32 protein-coding genes are annotated in these 24,540 nt (G+C 61.9%); 6 read left to right on the forward strand and 26 right to left on the reverse strand.

The genetic code is table 11. The annotated features are described in order from the left end of the window. Positions 1-74: 74 nt before the first annotated feature. From BMY25_RS16090 to BMY25_RS16215, 26 genes are all read right to left on the reverse strand, one after another. Positions 75-431 carry a phage tail protein gene (locus tag BMY25_RS16090; RefSeq protein WP_092498418.1) on the reverse strand — a complete coding sequence of 119 codons (357 nt, stop codon included), beginning with the start codon at positions 429-431 and terminating at the stop codon, positions 75-77. Between the two features lie 16 nt (positions 432-447). Further along, complete coding sequence (locus BMY25_RS16095) at positions 448-5,121, reverse strand: tape measure protein (protein ID WP_092498420.1); 4,674 nt, start codon at positions 5,119-5,121, stop codon at positions 448-450. Between the two features lie 59 nt (positions 5,122-5,180). Beyond that, positions 5,181-5,447: a hypothetical protein gene (locus BMY25_RS16100; protein WP_092498422.1), complete on the reverse strand. Its 267-nt coding sequence runs from the start codon at positions 5,445-5,447 to the stop codon at positions 5,181-5,183. A gap of 50 nt (positions 5,448-5,497) precedes the next feature. Further along, positions 5,498-5,857 carry a hypothetical protein gene (locus tag BMY25_RS16105; RefSeq protein ID WP_092498423.1) on the reverse strand — a complete coding sequence of 120 codons (360 nt, stop codon included), beginning with the start codon at positions 5,855-5,857 and terminating at the stop codon, positions 5,498-5,500. 75 nt (positions 5,858-5,932) lie between these two features. After that, a complete protein-coding gene (locus BMY25_RS16110) occupies positions 5,933-6,463 on the reverse strand; it encodes a hypothetical protein (protein ID WP_092498424.1) in 531 nt (176 codons plus the stop codon). 75 nt (positions 6,464-6,538) lie between these two features. Continuing rightward, the gene (locus BMY25_RS16115; RefSeq protein WP_143062002.1) at positions 6,539-6,967 is read right to left on the reverse strand and encodes a minor capsid protein; all 429 of its coding nucleotides are present in this window, start codon (positions 6,965-6,967) and stop codon (positions 6,539-6,541) included. Further along, the gene (locus BMY25_RS16120) at positions 6,933-7,403 is read right to left on the reverse strand and encodes an HK97 gp10 family phage protein (RefSeq protein WP_177176899.1); all 471 of its coding nucleotides are present in this window, start codon (positions 7,401-7,403) and stop codon (positions 6,933-6,935) included. The genes BMY25_RS16115 and BMY25_RS16120 overlap by 35 nt, the downstream gene beginning before the upstream one ends. 11 nt (positions 7,404-7,414) lie before the next feature. Continuing rightward, complete coding sequence (locus tag BMY25_RS16125; protein WP_092498428.1) at positions 7,415-7,759, reverse strand: hypothetical protein; 345 nt, start codon at positions 7,757-7,759, stop codon at positions 7,415-7,417. Continuing rightward, complete coding sequence (locus BMY25_RS16130; RefSeq protein WP_092498430.1) at positions 7,759-8,520, reverse strand: hypothetical protein; 762 nt, start codon at positions 8,518-8,520, stop codon at positions 7,759-7,761. The genes BMY25_RS16125 and BMY25_RS16130 overlap by 1 nt, the downstream gene beginning before the upstream one ends. Then, positions 8,517-9,368 (reverse strand): hypothetical protein, encoded by an 852-nt coding sequence (locus tag BMY25_RS16135; RefSeq protein WP_092498432.1) that lies wholly within the window; start codon positions 9,366-9,368, stop codon positions 8,517-8,519. The genes BMY25_RS16130 and BMY25_RS16135 overlap by 4 nt, the downstream gene beginning before the upstream one ends. 3 nt (positions 9,369-9,371) lie before the next feature. Next, positions 9,372-9,977: a hypothetical protein gene (locus BMY25_RS16140; protein ID WP_092498434.1), complete on the reverse strand. Its 606-nt coding sequence runs from the start codon at positions 9,975-9,977 to the stop codon at positions 9,372-9,374. Next, positions 9,977-10,237 carry a glutaredoxin family protein gene (locus tag BMY25_RS16145; RefSeq protein WP_092498436.1) on the reverse strand — a complete coding sequence of 87 codons (261 nt, stop codon included), beginning with the start codon at positions 10,235-10,237 and terminating at the stop codon, positions 9,977-9,979. Before BMY25_RS16145 ends, BMY25_RS16140 begins: the two co-directional genes overlap by 1 nt. A gap of 69 nt (positions 10,238-10,306) precedes the next feature. Next, positions 10,307-11,209 (reverse strand): major capsid protein, encoded by a 903-nt coding sequence (locus tag BMY25_RS16150; RefSeq protein ID WP_092498438.1) that lies wholly within the window; start codon positions 11,207-11,209, stop codon positions 10,307-10,309. 119 nt (positions 11,210-11,328) lie between these two features. Next, a complete protein-coding gene (locus tag BMY25_RS16155) occupies positions 11,329-12,243 on the reverse strand; it encodes a DUF6651 domain-containing protein (protein ID WP_143062003.1) in 915 nt (304 codons plus the stop codon). 67 nt (positions 12,244-12,310) lie between these two features. Continuing rightward, positions 12,311-13,873 (reverse strand): hypothetical protein, encoded by a 1,563-nt coding sequence (locus BMY25_RS16160; protein WP_092498442.1) that lies wholly within the window; start codon positions 13,871-13,873, stop codon positions 12,311-12,313. A gap of 61 nt (positions 13,874-13,934) precedes the next feature. After that, on the reverse strand, positions 13,935-15,197 hold the full coding sequence (locus tag BMY25_RS16165) for a phage terminase large subunit (protein ID WP_092498444.1): 1,263 nt from the start codon (positions 15,195-15,197) through the stop codon (positions 13,935-13,937). Beyond that, the gene (locus BMY25_RS20875; protein ID WP_092498446.1) at positions 15,194-15,832 is read right to left on the reverse strand and encodes a hypothetical protein; all 639 of its coding nucleotides are present in this window, start codon (positions 15,830-15,832) and stop codon (positions 15,194-15,196) included. The genes BMY25_RS16165 and BMY25_RS20875 overlap by 4 nt, the downstream gene beginning before the upstream one ends. Before the next feature lie 137 nt (positions 15,833-15,969). Further along, positions 15,970-16,251 carry a hypothetical protein gene (locus BMY25_RS16175; RefSeq protein WP_092498448.1) on the reverse strand — a complete coding sequence of 94 codons (282 nt, stop codon included), beginning with the start codon at positions 16,249-16,251 and terminating at the stop codon, positions 15,970-15,972. Further along, positions 16,251-17,207, reverse strand: a complete 957-nt coding sequence (locus BMY25_RS16180) for a hypothetical protein (RefSeq protein ID WP_092498450.1) — start codon at positions 17,205-17,207, stop codon at positions 16,251-16,253. Before BMY25_RS16180 ends, BMY25_RS16175 begins: the two co-directional genes overlap by 1 nt. Further along, the gene (locus BMY25_RS20880; RefSeq protein ID WP_177176900.1) at positions 17,204-17,554 is read right to left on the reverse strand and encodes a hypothetical protein; all 351 of its coding nucleotides are present in this window, start codon (positions 17,552-17,554) and stop codon (positions 17,204-17,206) included. The genes BMY25_RS16180 and BMY25_RS20880 overlap by 4 nt, the downstream gene beginning before the upstream one ends. Next, the gene (locus BMY25_RS16190) at positions 17,554-18,015 is read right to left on the reverse strand and encodes a phosphatase domain-containing protein (RefSeq protein WP_092498452.1); all 462 of its coding nucleotides are present in this window, start codon (positions 18,013-18,015) and stop codon (positions 17,554-17,556) included. Before BMY25_RS16190 ends, BMY25_RS20880 begins: the two co-directional genes overlap by 1 nt. Further along, entirely contained in the window at positions 18,012-18,644 is a 633-nt protein-coding gene (locus tag BMY25_RS16195) for an ATP-binding cassette domain-containing protein (RefSeq protein ID WP_238858387.1), read from the reverse strand. Before BMY25_RS16195 ends, BMY25_RS16190 begins: the two co-directional genes overlap by 4 nt. After that, positions 18,644-18,880: a hypothetical protein gene (locus tag BMY25_RS20505; RefSeq protein WP_143062004.1), complete on the reverse strand. Its 237-nt coding sequence runs from the start codon at positions 18,878-18,880 to the stop codon at positions 18,644-18,646. The genes BMY25_RS16195 and BMY25_RS20505 overlap by 1 nt, the downstream gene beginning before the upstream one ends. 153 nt (positions 18,881-19,033) lie before the next feature. After that, on the reverse strand, positions 19,034-19,699 hold the full coding sequence (locus BMY25_RS16205) for a ParB/Srx family N-terminal domain-containing protein (RefSeq protein WP_092498456.1): 666 nt from the start codon (positions 19,697-19,699) through the stop codon (positions 19,034-19,036). Further along, on the reverse strand, positions 19,686-19,877 hold the full coding sequence (locus BMY25_RS16210; protein ID WP_092498458.1) for a hypothetical protein: 192 nt from the start codon (positions 19,875-19,877) through the stop codon (positions 19,686-19,688). The genes BMY25_RS16205 and BMY25_RS16210 overlap by 14 nt, the downstream gene beginning before the upstream one ends. Continuing rightward, a complete protein-coding gene (locus BMY25_RS16215; RefSeq protein WP_092498460.1) occupies positions 19,874-20,545 on the reverse strand; it encodes a ParB/RepB/Spo0J family partition protein in 672 nt (223 codons plus the stop codon). The genes BMY25_RS16210 and BMY25_RS16215 overlap by 4 nt, the downstream gene beginning before the upstream one ends. Positions 20,546-20,613: 68 nt before the next feature. Between BMY25_RS16215 and BMY25_RS16220 the strand changes: the two genes are divergently transcribed. The 6 genes from BMY25_RS16220 (at position 20,614) to BMY25_RS16245 (ending at position 24,489) form a co-directional block, all read left to right on the forward strand. Continuing rightward, positions 20,614-22,200, forward strand: a complete 1,587-nt coding sequence (locus tag BMY25_RS16220; protein WP_092498462.1) for a DEAD/DEAH box helicase — start codon at positions 20,614-20,616, stop codon at positions 22,198-22,200. 19 nt (positions 22,201-22,219) lie between these two features. Continuing rightward, on the forward strand, positions 22,220-22,420 hold the full coding sequence (locus tag BMY25_RS16225; RefSeq protein ID WP_143062005.1) for a hypothetical protein: 201 nt from the start codon (positions 22,220-22,222) through the stop codon (positions 22,418-22,420). Between the two features lie 78 nt (positions 22,421-22,498). Beyond that, positions 22,499-23,062, forward strand: a complete 564-nt coding sequence (locus BMY25_RS16230; RefSeq protein WP_143062006.1) for a hypothetical protein — start codon at positions 22,499-22,501, stop codon at positions 23,060-23,062. Further along, complete coding sequence (locus BMY25_RS16235; protein WP_092498468.1) at positions 23,062-23,514, forward strand: hypothetical protein; 453 nt, start codon at positions 23,062-23,064, stop codon at positions 23,512-23,514. The genes BMY25_RS16230 and BMY25_RS16235 overlap by 1 nt, the downstream gene beginning before the upstream one ends. Before the next feature lie 73 nt (positions 23,515-23,587). After that, positions 23,588-24,232: a ParA family protein gene (locus BMY25_RS16240; protein WP_092498470.1), complete on the forward strand. Its 645-nt coding sequence runs from the start codon at positions 23,588-23,590 to the stop codon at positions 24,230-24,232. After that, entirely contained in the window at positions 24,229-24,489 is a 261-nt protein-coding gene (locus BMY25_RS16245) for a hypothetical protein (RefSeq protein WP_143062007.1), read from the forward strand. Before BMY25_RS16240 ends, BMY25_RS16245 begins: the two co-directional genes overlap by 4 nt. Positions 24,490-24,540 lie beyond the last annotated feature (51 nt).

The raw sequence follows: 24,540 nt of genomic DNA on the forward strand, positions 1-24,540 counted from the left end.
GGTGTTTGAGCAACGGAGAGAAGATCGGACATAGGAGCCTTGAGTTGAGGCTTCTATGGTAAGTCAATACTGACTTATGTTTCAAGCGAAAAGGACTGCTCGAACGTGGCGGAGACCGAGCATCCGTCGTTGCCGTTTTTCTTGCTTTCCCATTCCTCGCAGGTCCACTTCACGGCCCGGAGTTCGTCTGAGGGTGTGTAGTAGAAGGAGGTGTCGCCACCGTGCGCTTCCAGGAAGTTCACGATGAAGGCAGCCTGGTCCGGCAGAAGCCGGTCCCAGTTGAGCGAGAGTACGCGTCGAATGTGGTTGAGCCCGGCGCGCGTCGTCTGGGTGTAGCCATCGCCGAACTCAGCCTTCAGCAGAGTGAGCTTCGGCTTGTCGCTGGTGCCCGGCGAAGGCGGGATCGGGGGATAGAAGACCCTGAGTGCCATGATCGACCCTTACTGATTACCGGCGGCCGTAGGCGATACCGCCCGGCCGCATCTGCTTCTGCAATTCGTTGACGACCAGGCTGCGCATCGAGCCCTCGACCTGCTTGGAGACCTGCTTGGCGAGATCTGCGTTCTGATCGTGGGTGCCGCCGCTGGCATTCACGGTGACCGGCGAGTTGATGGTGATCGCCTGCATGTTTCCGCCGCCGGCAGAACCCATTGCCGCCATCTGCTCGGGCGTGAAGACGCCCTCCCCGCGACGAGCAACGATCGGCACCTCGTCCGGCCCGAGCCCGCGGCCACGAATAACACCGCCGGTGTGGAACTTCGGGGCATTGGCAAAGATCGCCGGATTGACCATCGTGGAGCGCAGATTGGATGCGCCGATGACGCCGCCGGTGTGAGCCGTGCCGGTGAGCTTCGCGAGACCGCCGCCCTTACCTGCGCCGCCGCCAGCGGCCGCGCCCTTACCTGCGCCACCACCCTTCAGGCTGCGAGTCAGGCCGCTCGTGGCCCACTGCAGGGACATCTTGGCAAGATCCTTCAGGATCGACTGGGTCAGCGACGCGAAGTCGGCCTTGCCGGTGGTGACGAAGGTCGCAAGACCATCGAGACCGCTGTCGATCCAGCCAGCCATGCCCTTCTGCAGATTGCCGCCAAAGTCGGCATACTGCTGAAGCTCCTTGGCGATGGGGCTCTCCTGGGCAGTCTTTTCACGCACCAGGCGGATATGCTTCTGAATCGCATCTTCGAGACGCTGACGCTCCTCCGCGCTGCCCTTGAAGTTGTCGAGGAGCTTCTGGGTGCGGTCGATCTCCTGCTGGAGCGAGTTGTCGCGCGCAGCGCCCTGGGCCATGAGCGAACGCTCCAGCTCGGCATCCTGCTGAGCCAGGCCCGCGATCGTCGAGGTGACCTCGGAGTTCTGGAAGTTCTGAAGCGCGACCTTCTTCTGCTCCAGCGCGTCCTTGTAGTTCTGGCTGTCCTTCCCGTAGAGCTCCCCGAGCTTCTGGATCTGATCGTCCCACTGGCGCGAGAGCGAGAAGTAGCCGTCCGACTGCTTGGTCGCAGACGGGTCGTTCAGCCGGGCCATGGCCTCGGCCTGCTTGTCGGCAGCTTCCTTTGCCTGCGACGCCAGACGGTCCTGACCGGAATCAACGGACGAGCGCAGGCGCTGGTTCTTCTTCGCCTTCGCGTCGGCGTCGTCCCAGTCCTTCGTGAGCTTGATCAGCTCCTTGTAGCGATCGCTGTCGGGGTTCTTGTCCGCTCCATAGACGCCTTCCTTGATCTGCTTGCGCAGAGCGGAGACGTGCGCGCCGAACCCGTCGGCCTTTTCGGTAGCCTGGGCGATGGCATCCTTCGTCTTCAGGAACGTTTCGGCGAGATCGTTCTCCAGCTTCTTGGCATTTGCCAACTGCTCGATCTGCTGGGTCGCATTGAACTGCGAAACTTCGTCACCGTTCAGACCCGCCGGCGCAGCAAGCGTCGGATCGCCCGGGTTCTTCGGCCCCGCATACTGCCCGCCGGCGATCGGCGCCGTGGTGGGCGCGAAAGTCCGATTAGAGCCGAACTGAGCTGCAAGACGGCTCTTGAGCTGGCCCGCGGTGACGTTCTGCCACTTGTTCGCGGAGATCTGATCCGCGCCCAAAAGAGCACTCAGCAACGTGTCGGGCGCGGCCTGCAGCACCTTCAAGGCGCCGGAGGAGTCCAGCATGTGCGCGAGCTTGAGCTGCCAGTCGTTGGCCTGGAAGCCCTTGGACTGGAGCACCTGTGCGTTCTTGTTCGCGTACCAGGTGGCAGCCTCCACGGACATGGCCGCATTGCGACGCATGTCGAGAAGCTGGGCTGAGTTCATCACACCGCCCTTGCCGTCCTTCTGGATCAGCTCGGAGTGCATTTCCCGGATGAACTGCATCCAGGTGCCCTTGATGAACTGGGCAGCTCCCAGAGCAGACGAGGTCGAGGACTGCGCATTGGCGTTGCCGCTGCTCTCGGAGTGGATCAGCTTCCCGAGGAAGCCGGCGCCGGGGATGATGCCGGAGAGCGAGCTGAAGGCGCCACCGATGCTGCGCACCGCGCTGGGATCGAATGACAGCGCGCCGGCGACGTTCGTGCCCGAGACGTTGCCACGGAACGAGCTCCAGGCTTCATTCAGGCGCTGCACGGCGTTGATCAGCGTGTTGGCCGCATTGATGATCGGGCCACCGAAGACGGTCGACTGCATCGTGCGGGCAGCGTTCTGGGCAGCCGTTTGTGTGTTGGCGAGCTGCGTGTTGATACCCTCGACCGCGCGCTGCATAGGCGTGGCGTTGGGCCCGACGCCCTTGTAGAGCCCGGCTTTCACGCCGATCGCGATCTTGTCGGTCTCGGTGAGCTTGGTCTTGCCGAGCTCCGCGCTGCGGATGACCTCCTTGTAGTACGACTCCTCGGCGCTCGCCTGGGCAGCCCGGAGATCGTTGTCGAGCTTGTTGCGGCCCTCCATCAGCTCCTGGAGCTCGCGCACCTCAGCCTTAGCCGCGATGAGCTTGTCGGTGAGGTCCTGGACCTCCTGGCGCCCCATGTCGCCATACTTGCCGTTCTGCAGGAGCTGGGTGAGGTTCATCACCTCGACGTCCGCACCCTGCAGCGCAGCCTTGTAGGCGGTCGCCTTGTCCGTCAGGCTTTCCAGGAGCTGAGCGCCCTTCTGGAATGCCTTGTCGTCGTTGACGGCCTTCGGCGCCATCGGAACGCCACTGATCAGGCTGCGCGTGGACTCGCGCTGCTGCTGAAGCGTGCGGATCTGTCCGGTGATGTTATCCGCAACCGAGAGCGCCGTGCCCTTCTGCACCGCGTCGACGGCGTTGGCAGCCTGCTCCTGGTAGTGCGTCAGGTAGGTCTCGAGATCGGCGATCTGCTTGTCGTAGAAATCGAGCGCAGCCTTCCGGGACTCCTGCTGATAGCGCTCATCCTCGTCCTTGATGGACTTGTGCGCCGTGGAGAGCTCGCGGACCTGCTTGTCGTGCGCGTCGGCCGCTACACGAGCCTGCTGGTCATAGGCACGCGAGGTCGCGGTCAGGCTGTCCTGGATCCGGCTCAGTTCGAGCTGCAGACCCTTGCTGACCTCGTCCTTCTCCTGCTGCCCAGTCCAGGTATCCAGCTTTTCGCGCAGCTTCGGGATCTTCGCCTCGAGATCGGCGATCTGCTGAAGCGTGTCGTCGTACCACTGACGGTTCGGGTCGTTCTCCGACAGGGTGTCGAAGCCCGCCTTCTTGAGCTGGTCGCGCTGTGCATAGAGCTTGTCGAGCTGCGCCTGCTGCTCCTTGACGTAGCCGGACGCGTCCTCGATCTGCTTGCGGGAGACAGCGCCGAACTTCTCCAGCTCCTGCCAAGCGTCCCGCGCCTTATCCTGAAACAGGCCGAAGTAGTTCGCGACCGCGACCACACCCATACCCAGCGCCGGCAGGATGCCGACAATGGAGGTGAAGCCGGTGAGCAACATCGGCGCGACGGAGGCCAGCCCTTCAGACGTGAGTGAAACGGCCGCCAATGCATCCCGAAGACTGCGAATACCGGTGACGGCTCCGCCCCAGCCGGCGAAGGCATTACCCACTACGGACGCCTGATTGCGCAGGAGCTGCAACTGAAGGCCGAGTTCGGTGAACCCGCTGGCGATCAGCTCATGCAGGGCGAGCACCATCTTGCCGCCGAACCATGCAACGAAAACCGCGCCGACCTGCTCAATGACGCCGCGGTACTCGATCGCGGTCTCGATGACCTCACGAAACCCGGTGATCAAGCTGCTGAGGCCGCGGCCGAGGGAATCGGCCAGGCCGTTCGCGAACTGCCCGGAGAGCAGGTTGTTGAGGTCGATGACCTGCTGCTTCACCGTATCGAAGAAGCCAGCCTGCCCCACCTTGAGGGCGAGGCTCTGCATGTTGGTGTTGACGTTCGAGATGAGGCCGTTCCAGGTGCTCATCTGAGCCTGGGCAGCGCCACCAAAGGCGCGCTCCATCTCCAGCGAGAGAGCTTCGATCGCGGGTCGTGCCTGAACCGTGCCCGTGTTGATCTTCTGGAACAGCTCGGTGACGGAAACGCCCATGGAACGCGCCATGAGCTCGGTGGCGCGCGGCATCGCCTCGCCCAACTGCTGGCGCAGCTCTTCCATCTGGATGACGCCCTTACCCGCCATCTGGGAGATCGCGAGGGTGGCGCGCTGCAGGGTCTCGTCGGTGCCACCCATCGCGGCGACACCATCCATCAGAGCCTGCATCGAGCCCGCCATCGGGTCGATGCCGGTCGACTTGAGCTGGACGTAAGCCTTGGTCATACCCTGCAGCGAGTACGGGACCTGCAGGGCCTTCTGGCGGAGCCAATCGACCTGATCGGCCGCATCCTTGATCGGATCGGCGGCCTTGCTCATTCCCTGGAGCTGCTTGGTAAGCCGCTCCATCTCGGCGTTGACCTTGATGATATCGCCGAGCCAGCCGGTCGCGACATCGTGGAGCTTGCCGAAAGCGCCGGTCGCGACACCGGCGACGATGGAGACGTCGCGAAGGGTTCCGAGGAAGCCCTTCGAGCTGTCAGTCATGCGCTCCAGGGCAACGATGTTGCCGTTCACGGTGCTCTGGAACTGCTGGACAGACTGCCCGGCGTGCAGAATCCGGGAAGTGAACTCCCCGGTATCAAGCTCCAGTTCAACGCGAATTCCGGCCATACTCACCACCTGAATAAGTCAATATTGACTACCGACGGCGGGCAGGCGTTTCCCGGCCTTTAGAGCTTTCCCAGCCCCTTGAGCGCGAGAAGACCGTCCCGGTCGTATGCTGCTTCCTGCATGGCGAGCTGGCCCTCGTCGTACTCGACGACGGTCCCGATCTGCTTCCGAAGCCCCGTGAGAAGCTCTCGAACGCCCTCGGGTGTGTGGACCTGGGCGAGGATGGTCGCGGTGCGGTAGTCCCGCTCGGCGGCCATTCGGTCGATGTTCTTGTGAAGGAGCCAGAACATCTCGATCGGCAGATCGAGAACGTCTCTGGGCTTCATTGCGTATTCAGAGACGATGCGGGTGAAGATGTAGCCGAAGTCGACGGCTCTTACTGCCCCGCCGCCGGAGGGTTTGCGGTAGCCTCAGCCTCCGCGCTCGCTTCACCCTGCTTCTGCCCGTTGTTCTTGTGGGCAAAATCCAGGAGCGCGTTGAGCTTCACCAGCTCCAGCTTCTTGAGCTGCTCGACGGTCATCGTCGGGAAGGCGCGCACGAGCATCTGGATGACGGTGTCGACCTCGTCTTCGAGCTTGCCGCTGACGCCCAGCGACTGGATGAGCTTGGTGTTCTCGACGAAGTCCTCGACCGTGACCGGCTTGAGATGATGCTCCACGCCGCCGAGCTTCACGACGAATTCGTTCTCGGTGAGGTCAATGGCGTCGAGGTCGAGATACTTGACGGAATCGGTCATGCTTCCTGCTCTGCTGGAGGACTGACGACGGATTTCCCGTCGTCAGTCAGTAATGATTGTGAAATGGAGCCGCGATTACGCGGCTTCGGCGGTGTCGTCGCCGACGGTGAAGAGGGTCTTGGTGTCCGGGTCCGGATAGCCCTTGAAGGTGACCGTGAAGACCCGCTCGTCATCCAGCTTGTAGCTGAACTGCAGAGCGCCGGAGGTCGCCGCCTTGGGGATCACGAAGTCTTCGGAATAGTCGTCGTCGGCCAGCGCGATCGGATGCAGCACAAGCTCCTTGGCGAGCTCGAGCAGCGAAACGCCGATGCCGTTCGTGACCACGACCTTCTTCTTCGTCGGGTCGACGTGATCGGTGATCAGCGTGGCGCCGGGCATGATGCGGACCAGGTTGTCCAGCGTGGTTTCCGCCAGCGGAACCTTCGCCGTCACGGTACGGCCCATGATGTACTCGTTGATCGGGCTCTGGCCGAACTGGTCGACCTCGACCTCGTGGGTCTGGGTCTGCACCTCGACGTCAACGCCGCCCTTGGTGTAGCCGAGATCCTGACCGGCGAGCAGTACCCGGCAAACGCCGAGCTTCACGTTCTTGGTATCGGATGCCATGGTTCTGTCCCTACGGTAAGTCAATGTTGACTTATTCTAGCATCGTTGAGGCAGATAGAAACAGTCAAAATTGACTTAGTGGGGCAGAACCAAAGAACAGGCGAAATTGATCGACCACTCCAGGGCGTCGGAATCTGCCCGGGGATACACGATCGGCAGCGTCTCCGGCATCAGGCGGTTCACCTGCATGGCAAAGGAGCCGTCCTGATTGGTGAAGATGCGGCGCTGGTTGATCGTAAGGACCTGGATCACCTTGCCCGCAAGGTCTTCGCCGGCGCCGTGCGTCATCGCGCGCACGATCACCTGCAGGCCGAATTTGAAATAGCCCGGCAGCTCCTCATTGATGGCGATGCCGGTCAGCGGCGTTTTGATCAGCAGCCCCTGCGAACACTCGGCAGGCATCTCGTAGAGAAACAGGCTTTCTCCGGCGACGCCCAAGCCCGCGTCGCTCAGAAGCTCGGCCAGCAGATCAATCCTCATCGTCATCGTCGGAATCTCCTTCACCGCCCTCCAGGGTCCATTCCTCTGCAACGGCGCTGATCATCGCGTTCTTGAGCTTGGCCTCGCTGTCCGCCATGGCGCGCTCCAGGAACTTTTCGCCGATATAGACGCCAGGGTTCGCCATGCGCTTGGCGATCGTGCCGGCGCCTGGCTTCAAGCTGGAATAGTTTTCGTGCACCAGCAGCGCGTACCGGTCGACATTAACGCCGTTCACCTCGCCACCCATCACGATGTCGATCTTCAGACGACCTCGGCGCTCGTACCCGATCTCCTTGTGAATCGAGTCTTCCAGGTTGTGCTTGTCGACCGGGGCGTAGAGCTGCGCCGTTTTTACGATCTTGTCGGCGCCGCGCCGCATCGTCTTGCGCGCCTTGTCCTCCACGCGCTCTCCGGCATGGCGAAGGGCGATGACGAGCTGGTCAAAGCCTTCCGCGCGCATCTTCGCCTTCATCAAGGACCCCAGTGCGCGAAATCGACCTCGTAATGATCCAGGATCCCGAGCACGCTGTATCGCGGCTGGACCGTGATCACCTTGAGTGTAAAGCCGGCGATCTCGAAGCGGTCGCCGGCGATGATCGTGACGGTGGCGGGAAACAGGATCTTCGCGTCGGACACGGTTTCCTGCGCCGAGCCGCGGGAGGCGGAGCTGTCGGAGCGAACGGACGTCTTCTGATCGGTGTTGGCGAGACTGACGACGCCGCAGTCGACGGTTTCGGGGATGCTGAAGCGCGCCTCGGCCTTAATGGTCATGCCGATCTTGCGGCTGAGCCGCCCGGTGTTGTTGGGAATGAACATCAGTCGGCTCCCCTGGTCAGGATCGCGTCCGCATTGGGGTGGAAGATGCCGGAGCGCACCTCTGCATAGGTCGGAAGCTCGGAATCGGACGACATGGCGATCCGCATTCCATGGCTTTGCGCATTCGGATCGACGTGGCTCACCTCAGCCTGGTCCAGGCCGTGATCGGCCAGCGTCAGGAGCACGATCTCGTTGTAGAGGCTGAGCAGGTGATGACGCCACACGGCGCGAACGAACTTACGGGATGGCCACTTGGCGTTGCCGCGATCGTGAAAGAAGAACTGGATGTCGGCGGCGTTGCCAATGCGGTACTGCAGCAGCGCCGCCTTCATGGTAATCCGACGGGAGCGGGCCGCGATCGTTACCTGCAGCACCGCCTTACGCAGCGATTCCACCAGATGCGCAACGTCGCGCTCGATCTGCACCGAGAGTTCGTGCGTCAGATAGCTCACCGCAGCGATCAGGTGCTCACCGGCAGCTTCCGTGAGCTCGCTCGCACTCTCAGCGCCCAGCTCGCGCAAAGTCGTCTGGTGAGCTTCTGAAGCGATTTCGACGCTGTGCGCGTCAATCATCGCCGCTTCGGTGCTGATGAAGGTGCGAGCCAGATCGTAGGCTTCTGCACGCACGTCGGCGAGCTGCCGAGCGGACCCGAAATCGGGGGAGGCGATGGCGGCCTGGTAGATTGCGCGCCATGCTTCGATCAGGAGTTCGTAACGCTGGGCCGCGGCTTCACTCTCCGCGGTCATACGGGTCGTGATCATGAGCGGGTCGTCGTCACTCTAAATTCGAGGTAGCCGGCGAGATATTCCAGCGCTGCGGAGCTCATGCCGAGATCGAGCGGCTTGCCGGAGCGGAACATCATCGAGCTCTCGCCGATGGACTCGGAGAGCAGTCCGGAGCGCCGCTTGGCGTTTGCTGTGCCACCCTGCAGAACCTCGTCTGCCTCGGCAACCTGCGCCTTGCAGAGCGCCAGGCGGAAGCGGCTCGGATAGCGCTGCCACAGTTCGGCGTCCATGTAGCGCCACAGCGTCGCCGGGATGACCGTGTCGTCCGCGACGGCTGCCCGGTACATGATGTCCTGATCCTCCGGGCGCTGCACCCGATAGCCGAGTCTGGTCAGCCGCCGGAAGGCTTCCACCAGGGCGTTCTGCCGCTCCATGTCCGTTGCAGCGTTCCAACCGGCGAGACGAGGCATGGTGGAGACGTGTATCAACGCCTGCTCGTAGGTCTGGAAGGTGTTGCGCAGCAGCACGAAGCGATTACGCGCCTGTAGCAGGTAGGTCTGCCCCGTCGTGAAGACGCCACCCTCGGTGGTGATCTCCAGCTCCACGGTGCGAGCGCCAGTGGTTGCCTGAAGAATGCCCTCCTCGTCGAAGGTGCCGTCCTGCTTCTGATCGGGAAAAGGCGCCAGGGTATTAGTGGCAGCCTTGACCATGATGTCGATGTCGGTGGCGCCGGTCTCGAACGAGATGTCGGAGAAAGCTACAACCTCCTCCCCGTTCTGATCGAGCACGCGCGCCCGCAGCCCCGTCGGCGTGACCGGATCACCATTCAGGTCGATGAGCGGAATGACAACGTTGACGGCAACGCCGGCGGGGAACGTGTGCATGGATTACGCCTGTGTCTCGGTCGCGTCGATTTCGTCACCAGCGCCGGTGAAGGATGCGCCCTCATCGCCGGTAGCCGGCACGGGCTCCTTCTCCACCAGCTCCTCGACGGGAACCTCGACCTTCTCGCCGGCGATCTTGGTGCCGTTCTTGCGGGCGACGAACTCGGCCTGAGCCTTCAGGATTGCGACAAGCAGACCCGGAATAGACCGATCGCGCACGCCCCAGGGCTTGGCGATCTCACGCAGTCCGTTGATGCCCTTGTCGTCCGCGATCGCCATCAGCTCCTTCTGGGTGTAGAGCGTGTCGGCGGGCGGGCGGCCCGCGGTATCCTTCAGCCGCTTCTGCTCGGCTTCGCGATCAGCCTCGCTGGCGCGGGCGAGCGGGTCGATTTGCACAGTCAATGTGGCGCCGCCGATGATGCGCGCCGCAGCACCCGCTTCGTCTTCCAGACCGTCTTCGTCGATTTCCACGACGCCGATGCTGGCCGAAACTCGATCCGCCAGAACCTGCGGCACGACGCTCACGGAGCGACCGTCAACGAATTCGACCATGCCGATATGACCGGTGTACCCTTCCCAGCCTTTGGCGGTAATCCTGAGATGCTTCATCACTGTCCTCCGAGAAGCTGTTCGATGATCCCCGCCCTTTCGGCCGCCTCAAACGCGGCGAGATCGCCGACGTGGTGGGTTCCGACGAAGATCTGCGGGAGAGTTGCGCTGAGAGGCGCACGACGCCGGAGCTCACAGAGCGAAATCAGGTCGCCGGCGGCGTCGCGGACGACATGAGAATATCGCCGGCGGTCACAGAGCGCCTTGGCGGCCTCGGTATCGGCGCAGAGCACAGGGCTGCCATAGATTTCGACGTGCATGGGGCCTCAAGCAAAAGGGCGAGGTTGCCCTCGCCCTTATGGTAAGTCAATGTTGACTTACGTCAACGATTAAACGTTGGTGACACCCTGCAGACGGGCAACCGAGTGGGTTGCCTTCAGGGCGGTGCCGACGTACCACTTCACGCGGTAGCGGACAGCGTCCTTGTTCTGGATCGTGCCGATCGACTCGACCTGGATGCCGGCGTTCGGGCCGCCGTAGATGCCGTGGAAACCGTCCGTCTCGTTCAGACGCAGCGCGTAGATCGAGCAGGTGGCATCGGCCGTGCCCTGGACCTCGTCGGCGGGCAGGAAGTCGTTGATGATGACCGGCTTGCCGTCATAGCAGGGAACCGCCTGACCGAAGTTCTTGATCATCATCGTGGCAGCTTCATTGCCGCCGGCGGCACGGAGCAGCGCACGCACAGCGCGCCAGGTGCCCTGACGCATCATCAGGACGTCGGCGCCGTTCTTCACCGCATCCTTCAGCTCGTCCAGCATACCGAAGTTGACCGCGGAGCCATTGGCACCGGCAACCAGGGTCTGCGCGGCCGGAGTGAGGGCACGAATGCCGTCGAATTCCTTGGCGTTGACGCTGGAGTCGCCCTGGACCAGAGCCCGGCGGAACTTGCGGCCGAGCGCCTTCGACTTGGACGCGATCTGGATCGCGAGCTGGTCGTTGGTGTCGGACTGGGTGGTGATCAGGAACTTGTCCAGGTCGACGTCGCCGGCAAGGATGCGCAGCTTGGTCATGACTTCCTTGAACGTGGCAGCGCCCTCCGGGACCACCTCGTAGGGATCCAGGAATTCACCTTCCGAGAGGGTGTCCTCGCGGTTGTAGACATAAGCCTTCCCGTTCACGCCCATGAACGGAATGAGAGCAAAGAGCTCATCGGTATCGATGATCTCCTCGATGACTCCGCGCTCCATCTGCTCCTGGGAGAGCTTCGCGGCCTCTTCAACAAGCAACGGCATTTGAATCACTCCTTGGGGATAGATCGCCGATAGGTCAAAACTGACTGACCATTATTTTAGGACGGCGATCTCCATTTCACCAAGAGGAAAATGCAGTAAATACTGACTTATTTTCCTCGTTACTTCGAGGCGAGCTTCGTGAGCGCCGCGGCAATGCGGCCCTTTCCGAAGACATCGCCCGTATTCGGGGGCACCCGATCATTCTGCGTGCTGGAGCCGGCCCCGTTTTTCAGGGTCGAGCGTACCAGACTGTTACGATCCGGGTCCGCCTCGACGAGCTTCTTGATGGCGGCCTCGAAGCTGAACGGCTTGCCGGAGCCATCCACGAGAAGCGTGCGGCCTTCCGAGCCGCGGGGCTTGTCGTAGGCGACAACTTCGCCGTCCTTGACCTCGAAATGCTCGCCATACACCTTGCGCGCCTTGGCGGGCGTGAGCACCGTCTCCTTGCTGACGAACTCGGAAGTGCCGAAGGAATTGCCGATGGTCAGCTCGTCGATGGTTGCGCGAGCCTTCGCCAGAGCCGTTTCGCTCTCCGTCAGCTTGGCGTCGCGCGCGACGAGCTCCTTCTGGTGCTCATCAGCCATCATCTGCTTCACCCGGTCGAAGTCGCCCTTCGCCTCGGCCGCAGCCTTCTCGGCGTCCTGCTTCTCCTTCACGAGCTTGCGCAGCTCGTCCGGATCCAGGCCGTCGAACGCCGCGAGACGGGTCTTGGTCGCCTCGAGCTCCTCGTTGGCCTTCTTCAGCTTGGTCTTCTTGTCCATGTTCTCCTTGAGAAGCTCAGCTTCCCGATCGGAGAGACCAGACTTGTTCCGAGTCTCCTCCTCGGCCTTTTCCTTGGCCTCGGCGGCAGCCTTGTCCGCAGCTTCCTTGGCAGCCGCATCAGCAGCAGCCTTGGCCGCTTCGTCGTCGGCGTTGCCGGTGCCCGTGCCGTTTTCAGCTTCCAGCGCGATCCGAAGACCGAACTGAAGCGGAGAGGCGAAGATGCGGACGGCAGATGCTCCGACGAGAGCGGTGCGGTTGTGGACGATGTTCATCACTTACTCCTGTCGACCTGTCTCTCGGTCGGGTTGAAAGGACCTGTCTCTTGGTCCGTTGAGCAGATCAGGCGACCTGCTTATTCGCGGTCTCGGAAGTCACCTGACCCTGTCTGTTCTGGGTCTGAGGATTCTTGTTCGAGGCGTTGAAACTGGTGGGTGGCTTGCTGGAGGCAGCCGCGGCCAGATCGACGGGATCAGCGGGCCAGCTCTTCAGCTCCGTTTCGATCGTCTTCCGGAGATCCGCAGCCAGGCGCGGGAACAGCTTGTCGACGACCTGCAGCATCTGCTCGCGGCGCACGGTCTTGGGCGCGTCCACGAGGGAAAGGTTCTGGGCGATCGTGAATTCGTCAAAGAGACTGCGAACGTCGAAGGTGTCCGGGTACTTCACCAGCTCTTCAGCCGGCGCAGCCTTGCCGTGCCACTTCATGACCATCTCGACGAGACGGTTCTCTGCGTTCTCCAGGCTGTCGGCTTTGTTGGCGAGCAGCGAGTTCACGCGCTCGAAATCATAGGCTTTGGCGACGCCGGAAGAATTGTCGATGCCGACGGCGTTGTCTTCCTTGGTGCGCTCGCCCGCCATGCCGACGGTGTTGTAGATCTCGGCAATGATCTTGTTGATCACCGTGATGATCAACTGCGCCTGGGACGGATCGGGGGAGATGTACTCGGGCTTGGCCCCGCCCTCGCCGTCGTAGACGAAGATGCGCTTCGTCCCCATCTCCAGGAGCGCGTTGTACTTGTCCTCGCCCGGAAGCATACCCTGCGCAGGCATCGCGAGCTGGCTGAAGGTCTGATCCTGGATGATTGCATCCAGGTTAGAGAGGTAGTTGGCGACGGCGCGGTCGAGATAGGCTGAATCGTCGATGAGGCCGGGCGCCGTGTAGCGGTTCTCACCCAGCACATGGTCGACCGGGAAGCAGGGGACCTCGCCCAGCTCATTGATGCCGGAATCCAGCATACGGACGACTTCGCCGCGCTTGCCCGCCTGGATGATGTCGAAGAGATACCAAGCGTCCGGGGTCCAGAGGCGATATTCCAGAGTGATGTTGCCAGTCGCGGTGAACGGGTCCTGATCGTCGCGCCGCGTTTCCATCACCAGAATCCAGGCAATGCTGCCGTCACGGGCAAAGCCGACGTCCAGGATATTCTGCGGCTTCACGAAATAGGCGTAGACGCCGACCTGGGCTTCCTTCTCGTCAGCCGCGGTCACCACCTGCTGGGTCTTGTTGGTGTCGGTGAACACCCAGATGCGACCGAAAATGGCCGACATGCAGGAGACCAGCATCATGAACTGATCGATATCGAGGCCCGACTGCGTCGCCTTGTTCCAGAAGTCCCCGATTTCCTTCGGCGCATCATTCGAGCGCTCGACGTCGGACTTGAAGATGTACTTCTGGACGAGATCGACGGTCTCGCGCGTATGGTTGAACCGGTACGCGCGGCCGAGACGGTCGTTGAACTCCTTCTCGCCTTCCTTGATGTAGCGGAAGATGTTCGCCCCGAACCAGTCGCGGCCACCCTGGTAAGTGGACTCCACGAAGGTCCAGTGCGGCAGGGACGTGTAATACTCCGGGTGACGACGCTTCAGGAAGTTCTTCAGCGTCTCCTGATCGGTTGTCACAGCCATTCAAACACGTTCCTGAACAAGATCGAAGCTATGATAAGTCAACATTGATTTATCTACAAGGTCACAGAGAAAGTCCGAGGATCGTCACCTCACGAACCGGGAATTCCAGGTCGATGCAGTAGCCGACGGCGTCGGCCGGATGCTCGTAGCCGGCGGATTTGTCCACCTCGCGCGTGCCCGGCTTGTAGATCGTCTGCTCGAAAGCGGCGATCGCGTGCTTGCACTTGCTGTCGACCCGGAGGCGGATCTGTCCGTCACCGGACTGGAACATGCGGTTCACGGCGTTGATACGATCGGCAACCTTCGGATGCTTGCGGCGGTACTTCAGACGCTTGAAGCCAGCCTCGCGAAGAATGTCCAGGTCGGATTCGCCGCGCGAGTGTCCGCGGTTGGCGCCGGCGGGATCGGGATAGAAGGTGGTCTGTCCCATGTGCCGGTAATAGCGCCGGGAGATCTCGTTTGCCGTCTCCTGGGTGTTCGAGCCGAACAGGATCGCCTCATCGACGATCCACACCTCGCCGTTCTCCTGCTGCTGCATGATGACGGACGACATCGGGTCGATATTGAAGTCCTGACCAACCCAGATCGGCAGCTTCGGATTGAAGGCGTAGTCCCCGACGTGAATCTTGCGATCGAAGGCATGGTAGACGCGACCGGACATGGTCTCGAAGGACGCCTCGAACTCCTGTCGAAAGCTCTTCTCGTCCATGTCGCCGCGCGCGGCCTCGATCTCCTCCTTCGGAATGAAGGGCGAAGTGATCGTCGGAAACTGCCAGGACTTCCACGGGTTGAGCCGGCGCTGACCCTTCTTGGTCACGTAGTGATCGCCGCGCTGACCCAGCATGTAAAGGTCGTAGAGCCAGTTGAACGACTTCGGCGTGCCAATGATGAGCACGTCGCCGCGCGTGGAGGCGAGCGTCGGGCGCAGGACCTTGTACCAGGTGTCCTCGCGGATATCCTGGGCTTCGTCGATGATCAGGTGATTAAGGCCGACGCCGCGCAGGGTATCGGGCTTGTCTGCCCCCTTCAGCTCGATGCGGGTGCCGTTGTGCAGGCGGATCGACATGCGCGTCTCGTTGACGCTCTGGATCCACGCGCGCGGGATCGCCTCGCGCAGCTCGTCCCAAAGGATCGAGCGCGCCATGCCGTAGGTCGGCGCGACGTACCAAATGAGCTGCTTGGGCTTCGATGCTTTCCGGCAGATCGAGATCTTGGAAAGCTGCGTCTTGCCCCAGCGGCGTCCGGCGACCACCACCTTGAAGCGGCGGTGGTCCCTGAAAACTGTTCTCTGTCCCTTGTGTAGTGTGAGAGTGTGAGCGGTCACTCCTCCCCTTCCAAGACGACATCGTCGTCGGCGAGGTCTTCAAGCTCCGGCAGCTCGAGGTCGAAATCGTCCTCGTCGCGGTTCTGAAGGTCCGTAATCTCTTCGTCGCTCAGATCGCGGACGATCAGGTCCGGAAGCGAGTTGTCATCGATCTCGTTTTCGATCTCCAGGATCTTGTAACGCTCCTGACGGACCTGGGCGAGAATGGCGGACGCGGCGCGCAGATGCTTCATCTCCGCGGCCGCAAGCGGCTTGGAGCCCTTGTGAGCCTCCACCAGAGCCTTCATCACCATGGTATGAACCACGGTGGTCGCCTGGTACGCCTGCTGCTTGGTCTCCTCGATACGGGCGCGCTTGAGCATCGCGAAGTTCGTGACGGCTTCGACCGCCTCCGCCTTCACGCGCGAACCCACCGCCTCGGCGACCTCGGCTTTGCGCGAACCCCGGGTGATCTTGTGCCGCTTGAAGTAGCTGGAGATCGCGGTGTGCGTGATGCCGAACCGGGCGACCAGATCCGACATGGTGATTTGCCCGAGTTCCCACAGCTCTGTGGCCTCGGCCCATTGTGCCGGGGTCAGGCGCTTGGCCTTCTTCTCTTCGGTTTCCGGATCATCTCCGGCATCAGCTTCAGCCATCGTCTTGCCAGTCAATGCTTACTTATCACTCCGGACGTGGCAATGCCCAAAGCCGCGCGTTCAAATATATAATACACAGTTAGTAGTCTCCACGTATATACATTATTTGAACGCGCGGCTTTGGTCATCACCACGTCCTATGCTTCTATATTGGTTTCGTCTTTCCGGAAATGCTTGTAAGCCAGCAGCGTTGGCTTGATGAACAGCTTCCCGGAACGGTATTCCTTCTCCACCATGTTCCACTTCACGAGGAACCGGATGGAGCACTGCACCGCCTGCTTGGTCACCTCGGCGCCGTAGGAGAGCTTTTCCTTGAGCTCTGCCAGACTCAGATGCTCTCCGGCGTGGGCGGCGGTCAGGACGAGCGTCATGATCTCTTCCTGCTTCGGCGTGCGGTTGAATTCACCCCAGGCGCCCATCAGTGCAGGATCCTCGGCACGGACGCGTCGCCGGGGATGAAACCTCCAGTGAACAGGAAGGGCGCGTTCGGCGCCTGGTTGTCGAAGGCGGTCAGCGGCAGACGATCGGGAATGTCGCGCCCCGCGTCCGGGTTCTTCCAGACACCGTACATGGGCGAAGCCAGCACGATCTGCTGCAGGGACTTGATGACGGTGCGAGCCGACATGGCATCGACGCGCCCCTGCCCCTTGTCGCGGTTGTTGCCGGTCTTCTCCAGCGCCGAGTGGCGATAGTAGAAGTCCTTGCACTTCTGCAGCAGCAGCTCGCGCTCGATCTCCGGCTTCGCTTCCAGTTCCGCCAGGATCGCCTCGAAATCCTGCGGGCTCGCCTCAAAATGGGCCCGGAAGAACTTCAGCCCCTGCTCGTACTTGGCGGCATTCAGCGGCCGCACGAATGAGAAGCCGGCCTTCTGGCCGAAGAGGTTGAACTTCGACATGGAGGACTGGATCTCCATGTAGGTGTTCCCCTCCATCCGCGAGACGAGATTCATCATCCGGTAGCCGCAGCCGATGCCGCGGTACATCGTGTCGACCACGAAGCGCGAGATGACGCGGAAATTTCCGTTGATGAAGTTGTAGCGCCGGGTGTTGGTGAAGCGCGTGTCGTTGCCGTCGGGCTTCAGCTTCGGGAAAGCGATGTGTCGCTCCTTCAGCAGGCCCTTCGGGTTCGCCGTCACCAGGACGCCGATCGTCTCGCCGTAGAGCGTCAGCTTCCAGAAACGCGGCCCGATCGGCAGGTTCTCCGCCTTGTAGTGAAGATCGTGCAGCAGATTCCAGTCGCTCTTGTCACCCCGCTCGACAATCATGTCGTCAAGCAGCGAGAAATGCGCTCTGGGCGCATCCACACGCTCGATGAGTGTCGTCGTAGCACCCGAATCGAAATGCTCGCTGGTGAGCTCCTGAAGCGTTTCTGTCACGACAGCACCAGCACGAGCGCGAACGCGGCCAGCGCAATCGCCGCCAAGACGAGACCGCGAATCCAGCCTTTCAGATCACCCCACGAGAAGATGCCGGCAATCGCATCCAGCGAGCCGGAAACGCTGTCGCCCTCGTTGAGCTCGATCACGCGCCGGCAATGATCCTTGTCCAGGAAATCCAGGCAGCGGCACATGACGCAGCCCCAGCGTTTTCCGGTGAGCCAGGCTTTGGCGGAGCGCGAGGAGATCGTCTCGTCCGGGTAGCCGCCGGCGAGCGTGTTGGCGAGCTGGTCGATGGAAACCAGCACGTTCAGGATGTAGCGTCCGCAGGAGGTAACCGCGGGCATCAGTAGTCGCCCTCGCATACCTGCAGGCAGCGGACACCGTTCTCGCGCCACATCGCCGTCACCGACTTGCGATCTTCCACGGCGAAGAGCGGCTCAAACCCGGTTTCCCGGATCTGATCGAGCATCTCCTTCTTGATCTCCGTGTCGGGCCGCCGATCGCGGCGGTCACGCATGAGCAGGAAATTGTAGGTGATGCCGAACTTCTTCAGCCAGGCGGAGGTCATCTCCAACTGGTCGTCCTTGCGCCCGGTGCAGATGAACACCGGCACATGGGCTGACATCGCGTTGTTGAGGAGCTTGATCTCCTCGTTGACCGTGTCGTCGGCGGCCGCGGCCAGGAAGGCTTCCCAGTCGGGCGCCTGGTCGATGGCGGAGTTCGTGCGGCCGCCCAGGAGATGCACGCGGTGCTCAGCGTTCGACAGGGTGCCGTCGATATCCATGATGATGCAGGGGCGGCTCATTTCGTCTCCACGTCGACGCGCTCGCGGAAGCGCTTGGTGATGGTGAGGTCCGGTCCCAGTTCGTCCTTGAGATCGGTGTGGGTTGTGGCGACCATCAGGGTCTTGCCCTGCGCGCGAGCGACCTTCTGGACGTTGAAGGCGATGACCTTCGCGGTGACGCGGTCGAGCACGGCGCCAAATTCGTCGGCGATCCAGACGTCGGCGCCGGATTCCATGACCTTGGCAAGCTTCAGGCGGTAGCGCTGACCGTCGGAGAGCTCAGATGGCTTGCGGATGTAGATCCAGGCGTCGGAAATGCCGGCCTTGGCGAGAAGATCGGCGGCTTCGGTCGTGGTACGGCCCACGAGCTCGATCACCGGACGATCCTCCAGCTCGATTTCGTTCAGATCCGCGACCTTGAGCCCGGCGGCCCGCATCTGGGCGCTGAGGTCCTTGAGGAGCAGCGACTTGCCCGAGCCCGACTGCCCGGTGATGTAGACGACATCGTCGGCGCGCACGTCGAGCGCCAGGTTGTCGTAGACCACGAATTCCTTGTCGGAGAGGCCCAGGCCGAAGCCTTCGGCGATCTCCAGGACGCGCGGTGTCCGCTCCACCGACGAGGTGAACTTGCGATTGATCGTGTAGGTCATCAGTCCACCCAATCCAGGTCGGGATCGTCAAAGCCTTCCGGCGGCTGGCTCGGATCGACCCCGTCGGCGAGCAGCAGCAGATCGGACTTCAGAAGTTCGAGGTCTCCCACCATGCGCAGCGGGCCGACCTCCGGATCAGGCGGAAGCACGAGATAGTGGACGAAGCCGCGGTCCCGGGCATTCCAGACCACCGCTGCGAAGCCCTGTAGCTCCCCTGTGTCGACGCGCTCCTTCAAGCGGGCGAGTGCATCCTGGGTCGCTATATCGGGCCGAGCGGGGTCTGGTTCGTGAACGGGCGGCGGAGGCACGTACACATCGCGGGTCGCGATGCTCAGAACCTTCCGATCCTCCGCAGTCTCTGGCGAGTCCGTCATGAGTCAGTCCTGACTTTAGATGTAGCCTGCGGAGTTGAGGTGCTCGAGGAAGGCGTCAGCCCCCTTCTTGCCCGTTTCCGCCTCAAGCTTGGTCATGAAAGCCCGGATGCGCCGGGACTGGAGGATCGTCACGCGCTTGAAGCCGAAGGCGTCGCCGATGGGTGCCGCGCTCTCGTCGATCTCGCCGACCTTCTTGGCGTTTTCGGTCTTCTGGGTCTCCACCGCGGCGCTGATGTCATCCACGAACGCGCCGAGATCGAGATCGCCGATATCGTCGGCCGCGAACTCGATCTCCTTGAGATCGAAGCCCGTCAGATCCATGTCGAAGCCGTTCTTGAGGAGCTCGGAAAGCTCGTCATTGATCAGCTTCATGTCGTAGTCGGTGGAGGCGACGCGGTTGTCGGCCAGGCGCAGGGCATTCGCCTGTTCCTTGCTGAGGTCGTTGCGAACAACCACCGGGACCTTCTTCAGGCCCAGCTTCAGCGCGGCAAGGCGACGCCCGTGACCGGCGATGATCACATAGTCCCGGTCGACGACGATCGGCTGCGACCAGCCGAGACCCTGAATGGCCTTGGCGAGCTTCTCGACCTGCTCGGGGGAATGGATCTTGGCGTTTCCGGCGTAGGGCTTCAGGCTTTCGAGCGGCAACAGCTCGACCGAGATCTTGTCACTCGTCGTCATTGTCTTCCATCCTGGAGAGGTAGGTCATGAGCTCGCGCTCGTCGGGCAGATCGTCGTCGATCCGCTCCTCGAAGAATTCGCCGGCGCCGCAGCGCACGCAGAGGGGCGAGGGGCGCGAAGGCGAGTAGAAACGGCAGTCCCGGCAATCCTCAAACTTCGGCTTGAACCGGGTATTCATGCCTCGTCGGTCTCCTCGAGACCTTCCGCGCCCATCACGAGGTGGATCAGCGCGTCGCCGGCATTGGTGAGATCGTCGGAAGAGGTGTAGCCGAAGCGCTTCTGGGTCTGGGCGATCAGCGCAGTGAGGCGCTCGGAATCGCCGATCGACACCTTGAAGCGCATCACCGTGTGCGTTTTGGGTGCCTTTGCCGCTGGCGGCTCTTCGATTTCGGCTGACTTGTCGAAGTTTTCGTCTAACTCAAGCTCGTCCAGCGCTATGTCTACGCTTGAGAAGATCGAAGTGATGTCTGCGTCGGTGTAGGGAAGGAACTGTTGAAGGTCGTCAGCCGTGCCGATATCCTTCAGAAGGTCTGCCAAAGACAGCGTGTCGTCCGCGCCGTAGCGAGCATTGTCGGCGAGCGAGATCTCCTTGGCCTTCTGGTCATCGATCGGTCCCAGGTTCATGACCGGGACTTCCTTCAGACCGAGGCGCTGCGCCGACTCCCAGCGATGCTCGCCGCCCAGAATCTCGTAATCGTCCCCTACCTCACGCACGATGATCGGCTTGAAGAAGCCGAAGCGCTTGATCGCCTCGTCGAGCTTGGTCTCGTTCTCCGGCGAGACGAAGTTCGTGTTCCAGTCATTGGCCCGCAAAAGGGCGGGATCGAGAGAAAGGGCTTCAGCCACCTGGCTTTCCTATGATAAGTCAGCGCTTACTTATCATAGATCCTCAGGCTGGCAAGCGGAAATCAATAATGACTTATCATGTGACCATCGCCGCGAACGCCACTGTCGCCAAGCTCATCAATCCTGAGAAGGAGGTGAAGGACATCGTTTCCGAGCTTCTGTCCTATCAGGTGGAGGGCAAGGAGTTCATGAGTGGCTTCCAGAGCGGCACCTGGGATGGTCGCTCCTCGTTCTTCTCACACCGCACGGCAAGCTTCCCGGCGGGCTTCGTCCATCTGGTGCATTCCGAGCTGACGCGCCGCGGCCACAAGGTGAACCTGGTGCGCAAACCCGCACCGGCACCGCTCGGGCCGGAGAACCCGATCGTCGACGAGTTCGGCAACGACGATCCCCGCTACGACTACCAGCTCAAGGCTTTGCGCCAGGTCGAGCGTCACGGCCGCGGGATCGTGCAGATCGCGACCGGTGGCGGCAAATCCAAGATCGCCAAGCTGCTCGTCGCCCGCTATCGGCGCATGACGCTGTTTCTGACCACCCGCGGCGTTCTCATGTACCAGATGAAGGAAGGCTTCGAGTCCACCGGCTTCAATGTCGGTGTTGTGGGCGATGGCGTCTGGTCGCCGGTGAAGGGCGCCAACGTCGGAATGGTGCAGACGCTGGTTGCCCGGCTGCAGGAGCCGGATCTCGACGCCGAGGTGCGCAAGGTCATCGAGGAGGTGAACCTCAAGGAGATCAAGGCCACCAAGGATCAGATTCTGGAGCTTGCCCAGCAGCGCTTCCGTGAAAAGCAGATCACGCGCGCCCGCACCATCAAGTTCCTGGAGATGGTCGAGGTCGTCATCGGCGAGGAAGCGCACGAGGCCGGCGGCAACAGCTATTTCGAGATCCTGCGCCACTGCAAGAACGCCAACATCCGGGTCGCTCTGACTGCCACGCCGTTCATGCGCGACGACGCCGAAGACAACATGCGGCTGATGGCGGCGTTCGGACCCATCCTAATCAAGGTGAGCGAGGACACGCTGATCAAACGCGGCATTCTCGCCCGGCCCTACTTCAAGTTCGTGGACTCGCGGCCGCATCCAAAGCTGCGCAAGACTTCGCCTTGGCAGCGCGCCTATCAGCTCGGCTACACCGAGAACACCTTCATGCACGAGGACATCATCAACGATGTGATCCTGGCGGCACAGCACGGGCTCCCGGTGATGACGCTGATCCAGCGCAAGCAGCACGGGCTCACGCTGAAGAAGGCGATGCAGGAAAAGGGCCTGAGGGTCGAGTTCATCCAGGGCGAGAACGATCAGGACGCTCGAAAGGCGGCGCTAAAGAAACTCGGCAGCGGCAAGATCGACGTTCTGATCGGCACCACCATCCTCGATGTCGGTGTCGACGTTCCGGCGGTGGGCCTGGTGCAGCTCGCTGGCGGCGGAAAGGCAGAGGTCGCCCTTCGTCAGCGCATCGGCCGCGGACTTCGCTCCAAGAAGCCGCCGTTCCCGAATGTGGCGTTCATCGCGGACTATTCCAGCAACGTCAACATCACCCTGCGCGATCACACTCGTCAGCGCCGGGCCGTCGTGGATTCAACGCCGGGCTTTGCTGAGAACGTCGTGATCGATTTCGATTGGTCGATCTTCAAAAGCATGAAGAAGGCTGCGTGACCTCGCTATGTCCCGTCAGATGACACGCAACAAACCCAATCCGGTCCATGTCTTCGAGCGCGACGGCGCCTCCAAGCTCAACAGCGAGCATCTGGCCCGCGAGAACGACAGGCTCGGCCGTGAGAACGCCGATCTGCGCCGGCGGCTGAAAGCGGCTCAGGAGCGGCTGCGCTTCGTCGGCGACCCGCCGCCCGAGGAAGACCGACTCCGTTTTCACTGATCTGACGCTCCGCTGATCGCGGGGCGTTTCTGCTCGTCCGTGATCATCAATAAATATTGACTTATGAAAGACAAAGACATGCAGCTCCCGCGTTTGATTGGCATCTGCGGCAATCCTCGCTCGGGCAAGTCCGAAGCGCAACGCATCCTGAAAGAGCAGTACGGCGTGCAGCCGGTGGATGATGGCTTCGCGCTCCGGCACTTCGCCGTGCGTCACCTGGGTCTCTCCTGGGAAGACGTGCAGACGCAGGAGGGCAAGGCCCGCTACACCGATATCCTCGGCGGCACCTGGCAGAACCGGGAGATCCTGGGCGAACTCGGCAACAAGCTGGAAGGGATGTTCGGAGAGCACATCATGCCCTTCATGGCGACCCGCGGGCTGCCGGCCGAGGGCAGCTTCTCCTTCGGGTCCGTTCGTAAGCTGCAGGGCGAGTTCTTCCGGGCTCAGGGCGGCGTGGTGATCGAGATCAGCAATCCGCTCGCGCCGCCTTCACCCTACGACTTCGACTGGTACTCACGCGAGGCTGTCAACTTCACCATCGAGAACGACGCGCTGGCCCGCGGGCTGCCCGCCGAGGAAGCCAGGCTCGATCTGGCGGCGAAAATTCATGAGCTGGCGCTGCGGATGGTTGAAAGCTCCTGATGTCGATCCTGCAGGATATTCCGGTCTCCGTTCAGCTCGACCTCAACAACCTCTTCGTCGGTGAGAAGCTGGGTCATGGCTGGCATCGGGAGGTCTACGCCCATGCGCTGGACCCGAGCCTCGTCATCAAGCTGGAGACCAAGGACAGTAAGCAGTTCTGCAACATCCACGAATGGGCGATCTGGGATGAGTTCAAGGACGATCCGGAGCTTTCCAAGTGGTTCGCGCCTTGCGTGGCGATTTCTGCGAACGGCTCGGTCCTGGTTCAGAAGCGAACCGGCCCGATCGCGAAGCGCCCTGCCCGCATCCCCAGCCTGCTGGCAGATACCCACATCAACAACTGGGGCACCTATAAGCGACGGGCCGTGATGCACGATTATGGCAACCACAACCTGTTCGATGTCGCCCGCAAGAAGTGGAAGATGGTCGACCTTCCCGTGGACACGTACTGACCCGGGCTGGCCCTTTAACCGAACGTTAGTTAACGATGTGGCGTTTTAGCGAAAACGCGCGAGCCGCCACATCATGCCTGTATCTCTCAGCATCGCCTGTCTTTCGCAGAAAGGCGGCGTCGGAAAATCGACACTCTCCCGCCTGATCGCCCGCACCTATGCCGCCGCGGAGTGGCGCGTGAAGATCGCGGACTTCAATCCCAAGCAGAAAACCAGCGTCGACTGGGTCGCCCTCCGCCTGGAGCAGGGTGTCACCCCGGAGATCGCCGCGGAAGCCTTCAACTCCGTCAAGACGGCCCTCAAGCAGGACTACGATCTGATGGTGTTCGACGGGCGCCCGGATTCCGAGCCCACAACCCTCGAGATCGCCAAGGAGGCGGATCTCATCGTGCTGCCCTCCGGCGTCTCCCTGGACGACATGAAGCCCCAGGTCCTCTTCGCCCACGAGCTCCGCGCCCGCGGTATCGACGCCAAGAAGATCATGTTCGTGATCAACAAAACGGCCGACAGCCAGGTCGCGATCGCGGATGCACACCGGTATCTCTCCGACGCCGGCTACAAGGTCGCCAAGAACGACCTGCCGATGAAGACCGGCTACCAGATCGCCCAGAACAGCGGCCGAGCCGTCTCGGAGACGGGCTTTCCCACGCTCAACGAGCGCGCCGAGGCGCTTGCAGGTGAAATCGTCGCCCGCGCGACGGAATTGACGGGTGAATGACGATGGCGAGCAATGTTCCCAAGCCCCCAAGGGCACCCAGGCAGCGTCTGATGGTCTCGGCGCCGACGCCGACTTTCACGCCCGACAACCTGTCGAAGTCACCTGAGGAGCTGAAGGATCTCAACTTCAAGGTCTCGCCGGATCTGCATCGCGACTTCAAGTTGACGGCGACCGCCTGGGGCATGTCAATGAAGGAGCTTCTCGAGGCCGCCTACAAGGGCTGGGTGGAGAAGCACGGGAAGTTCCCAGGGGAGTGATGATGCGGGGGTCTTGGTGACGATCTCAATGGGTGGATGCCCGTGTAGTGG

The organism is Faunimonas pinastri (genome assembly GCF_900110915.1).
GTDB lineage: Bacteria > Pseudomonadota > Alphaproteobacteria > Rhizobiales > Afifellaceae > Faunimonas > Faunimonas pinastri.

What these genes read in the sequence shown, in the direction of transcription:
- BMY25_RS16150 (WP_092498438.1), bottom strand. Translation starts at nt 11,209, where the DNA reads ATGCCGTTGCTTGTTGAAGAGGCCGCGAAGCTCTCCCAGGAGCAGATG.
- BMY25_RS16105 (WP_092498423.1), bottom strand. Translation starts at nt 5,857, where the DNA reads ATGACCGATTCCGTCAAGTATCTCGACCTCGACGCCATTGACCTCACC.
- BMY25_RS16135 (WP_092498432.1), bottom strand. Translation starts at nt 9,368, where the DNA reads ATGCACACGTTCCCCGCCGGCGTTGCCGTCAACGTTGTCATTCCGCTC.
- BMY25_RS16235 (WP_092498468.1), top strand. Translation starts at nt 23,062, where the DNA reads ATGTCGATCCTGCAGGATATTCCGGTCTCCGTTCAGCTCGACCTCAAC.
- BMY25_RS16225 (WP_143062005.1), top strand. Translation starts at nt 22,220, where the DNA reads ATGACACGCAACAAACCCAATCCGGTCCATGTCTTCGAGCGCGACGGC.
- BMY25_RS16205 (WP_092498456.1), bottom strand. Translation starts at nt 19,699, where the DNA reads ATGACGACGAGTGACAAGATCTCGGTCGAGCTGTTGCCGCTCGAAAGC.
- BMY25_RS16245 (WP_143062007.1), top strand. Translation starts at nt 24,229, where the DNA reads ATGACGATGGCGAGCAATGTTCCCAAGCCCCCAAGGGCACCCAGGCAG.
- BMY25_RS16100 (WP_092498422.1), bottom strand. Translation starts at nt 5,447, where the DNA reads ATGAAGCCCAGAGACGTTCTCGATCTGCCGATCGAGATGTTCTGGCTC.
- BMY25_RS16095 (WP_092498420.1), bottom strand. Translation starts at nt 5,121, where the DNA reads ATGGCCGGAATTCGCGTTGAACTGGAGCTTGATACCGGGGAGTTCACT.
- BMY25_RS16160 (WP_092498442.1), bottom strand. Translation starts at nt 13,873, where the DNA reads ATGGCTGTGACAACCGATCAGGAGACGCTGAAGAACTTCCTGAAGCGT.
- BMY25_RS16120 (WP_177176899.1), bottom strand. Translation starts at nt 7,403, where the DNA reads ATGCGCGCGGAAGGCTTTGACCAGCTCGTCATCGCCCTTCGCCATGCC.
- BMY25_RS16190 (WP_092498452.1), bottom strand. Translation starts at nt 18,015, where the DNA reads ATGAGCCGCCCCTGCATCATCATGGATATCGACGGCACCCTGTCGAAC.
- BMY25_RS16125 (WP_092498428.1), bottom strand. Translation starts at nt 7,759, where the DNA reads ATGTTCATTCCCAACAACACCGGGCGGCTCAGCCGCAAGATCGGCATG.
- BMY25_RS16155 (WP_143062003.1), bottom strand. Translation starts at nt 12,243, where the DNA reads ATGAACATCGTCCACAACCGCACCGCTCTCGTCGGAGCATCTGCCGTC.
- BMY25_RS16210 (WP_092498458.1), bottom strand. Translation starts at nt 19,877, where the DNA reads ATGAATACCCGGTTCAAGCCGAAGTTTGAGGATTGCCGGGACTGCCGT.
- BMY25_RS16240 (WP_092498470.1), top strand. Translation starts at nt 23,588, where the DNA reads ATGCCTGTATCTCTCAGCATCGCCTGTCTTTCGCAGAAAGGCGGCGTC.
- BMY25_RS16145 (WP_092498436.1), bottom strand. Translation starts at nt 10,237, where the DNA reads ATGCACGTCGAAATCTATGGCAGCCCTGTGCTCTGCGCCGATACCGAG.
- BMY25_RS16220 (WP_092498462.1), top strand. Translation starts at nt 20,614, where the DNA reads ATGACTTATCATGTGACCATCGCCGCGAACGCCACTGTCGCCAAGCTC.
- BMY25_RS16110 (WP_092498424.1), bottom strand. Translation starts at nt 6,463, where the DNA reads ATGGCATCCGATACCAAGAACGTGAAGCTCGGCGTTTGCCGGGTACTG.
- BMY25_RS16195 (WP_238858387.1), bottom strand. Translation starts at nt 18,644, where the DNA reads ATGACCTACACGATCAATCGCAAGTTCACCTCGTCGGTGGAGCGGACA.
- BMY25_RS16175 (WP_092498448.1), bottom strand. Translation starts at nt 16,251, where the DNA reads ATGGGCGCCTGGGGTGAATTCAACCGCACGCCGAAGCAGGAAGAGATC.
- BMY25_RS16140 (WP_092498434.1), bottom strand. Translation starts at nt 9,977, where the DNA reads ATGAAGCATCTCAGGATTACCGCCAAAGGCTGGGAAGGGTACACCGGT.
- BMY25_RS16230 (WP_143062006.1), top strand. Translation starts at nt 22,499, where the DNA reads ATGCAGCTCCCGCGTTTGATTGGCATCTGCGGCAATCCTCGCTCGGGC.
- BMY25_RS16090 (WP_092498418.1), bottom strand. Translation starts at nt 431, where the DNA reads ATGGCACTCAGGGTCTTCTATCCCCCGATCCCGCCTTCGCCGGGCACC.
- BMY25_RS16130 (WP_092498430.1), bottom strand. Translation starts at nt 8,520, where the DNA reads ATGATCACGACCCGTATGACCGCGGAGAGTGAAGCCGCGGCCCAGCGT.
- BMY25_RS20875 (WP_092498446.1), bottom strand. Translation starts at nt 15,832, where the DNA reads ATGGCTGAAGCTGATGCCGGAGATGATCCGGAAACCGAAGAGAAGAAG.
- BMY25_RS20880 (WP_177176900.1), bottom strand. Translation starts at nt 17,554, where the DNA reads ATGCCCGCGGTTACCTCCTGCGGACGCTACATCCTGAACGTGCTGGTT.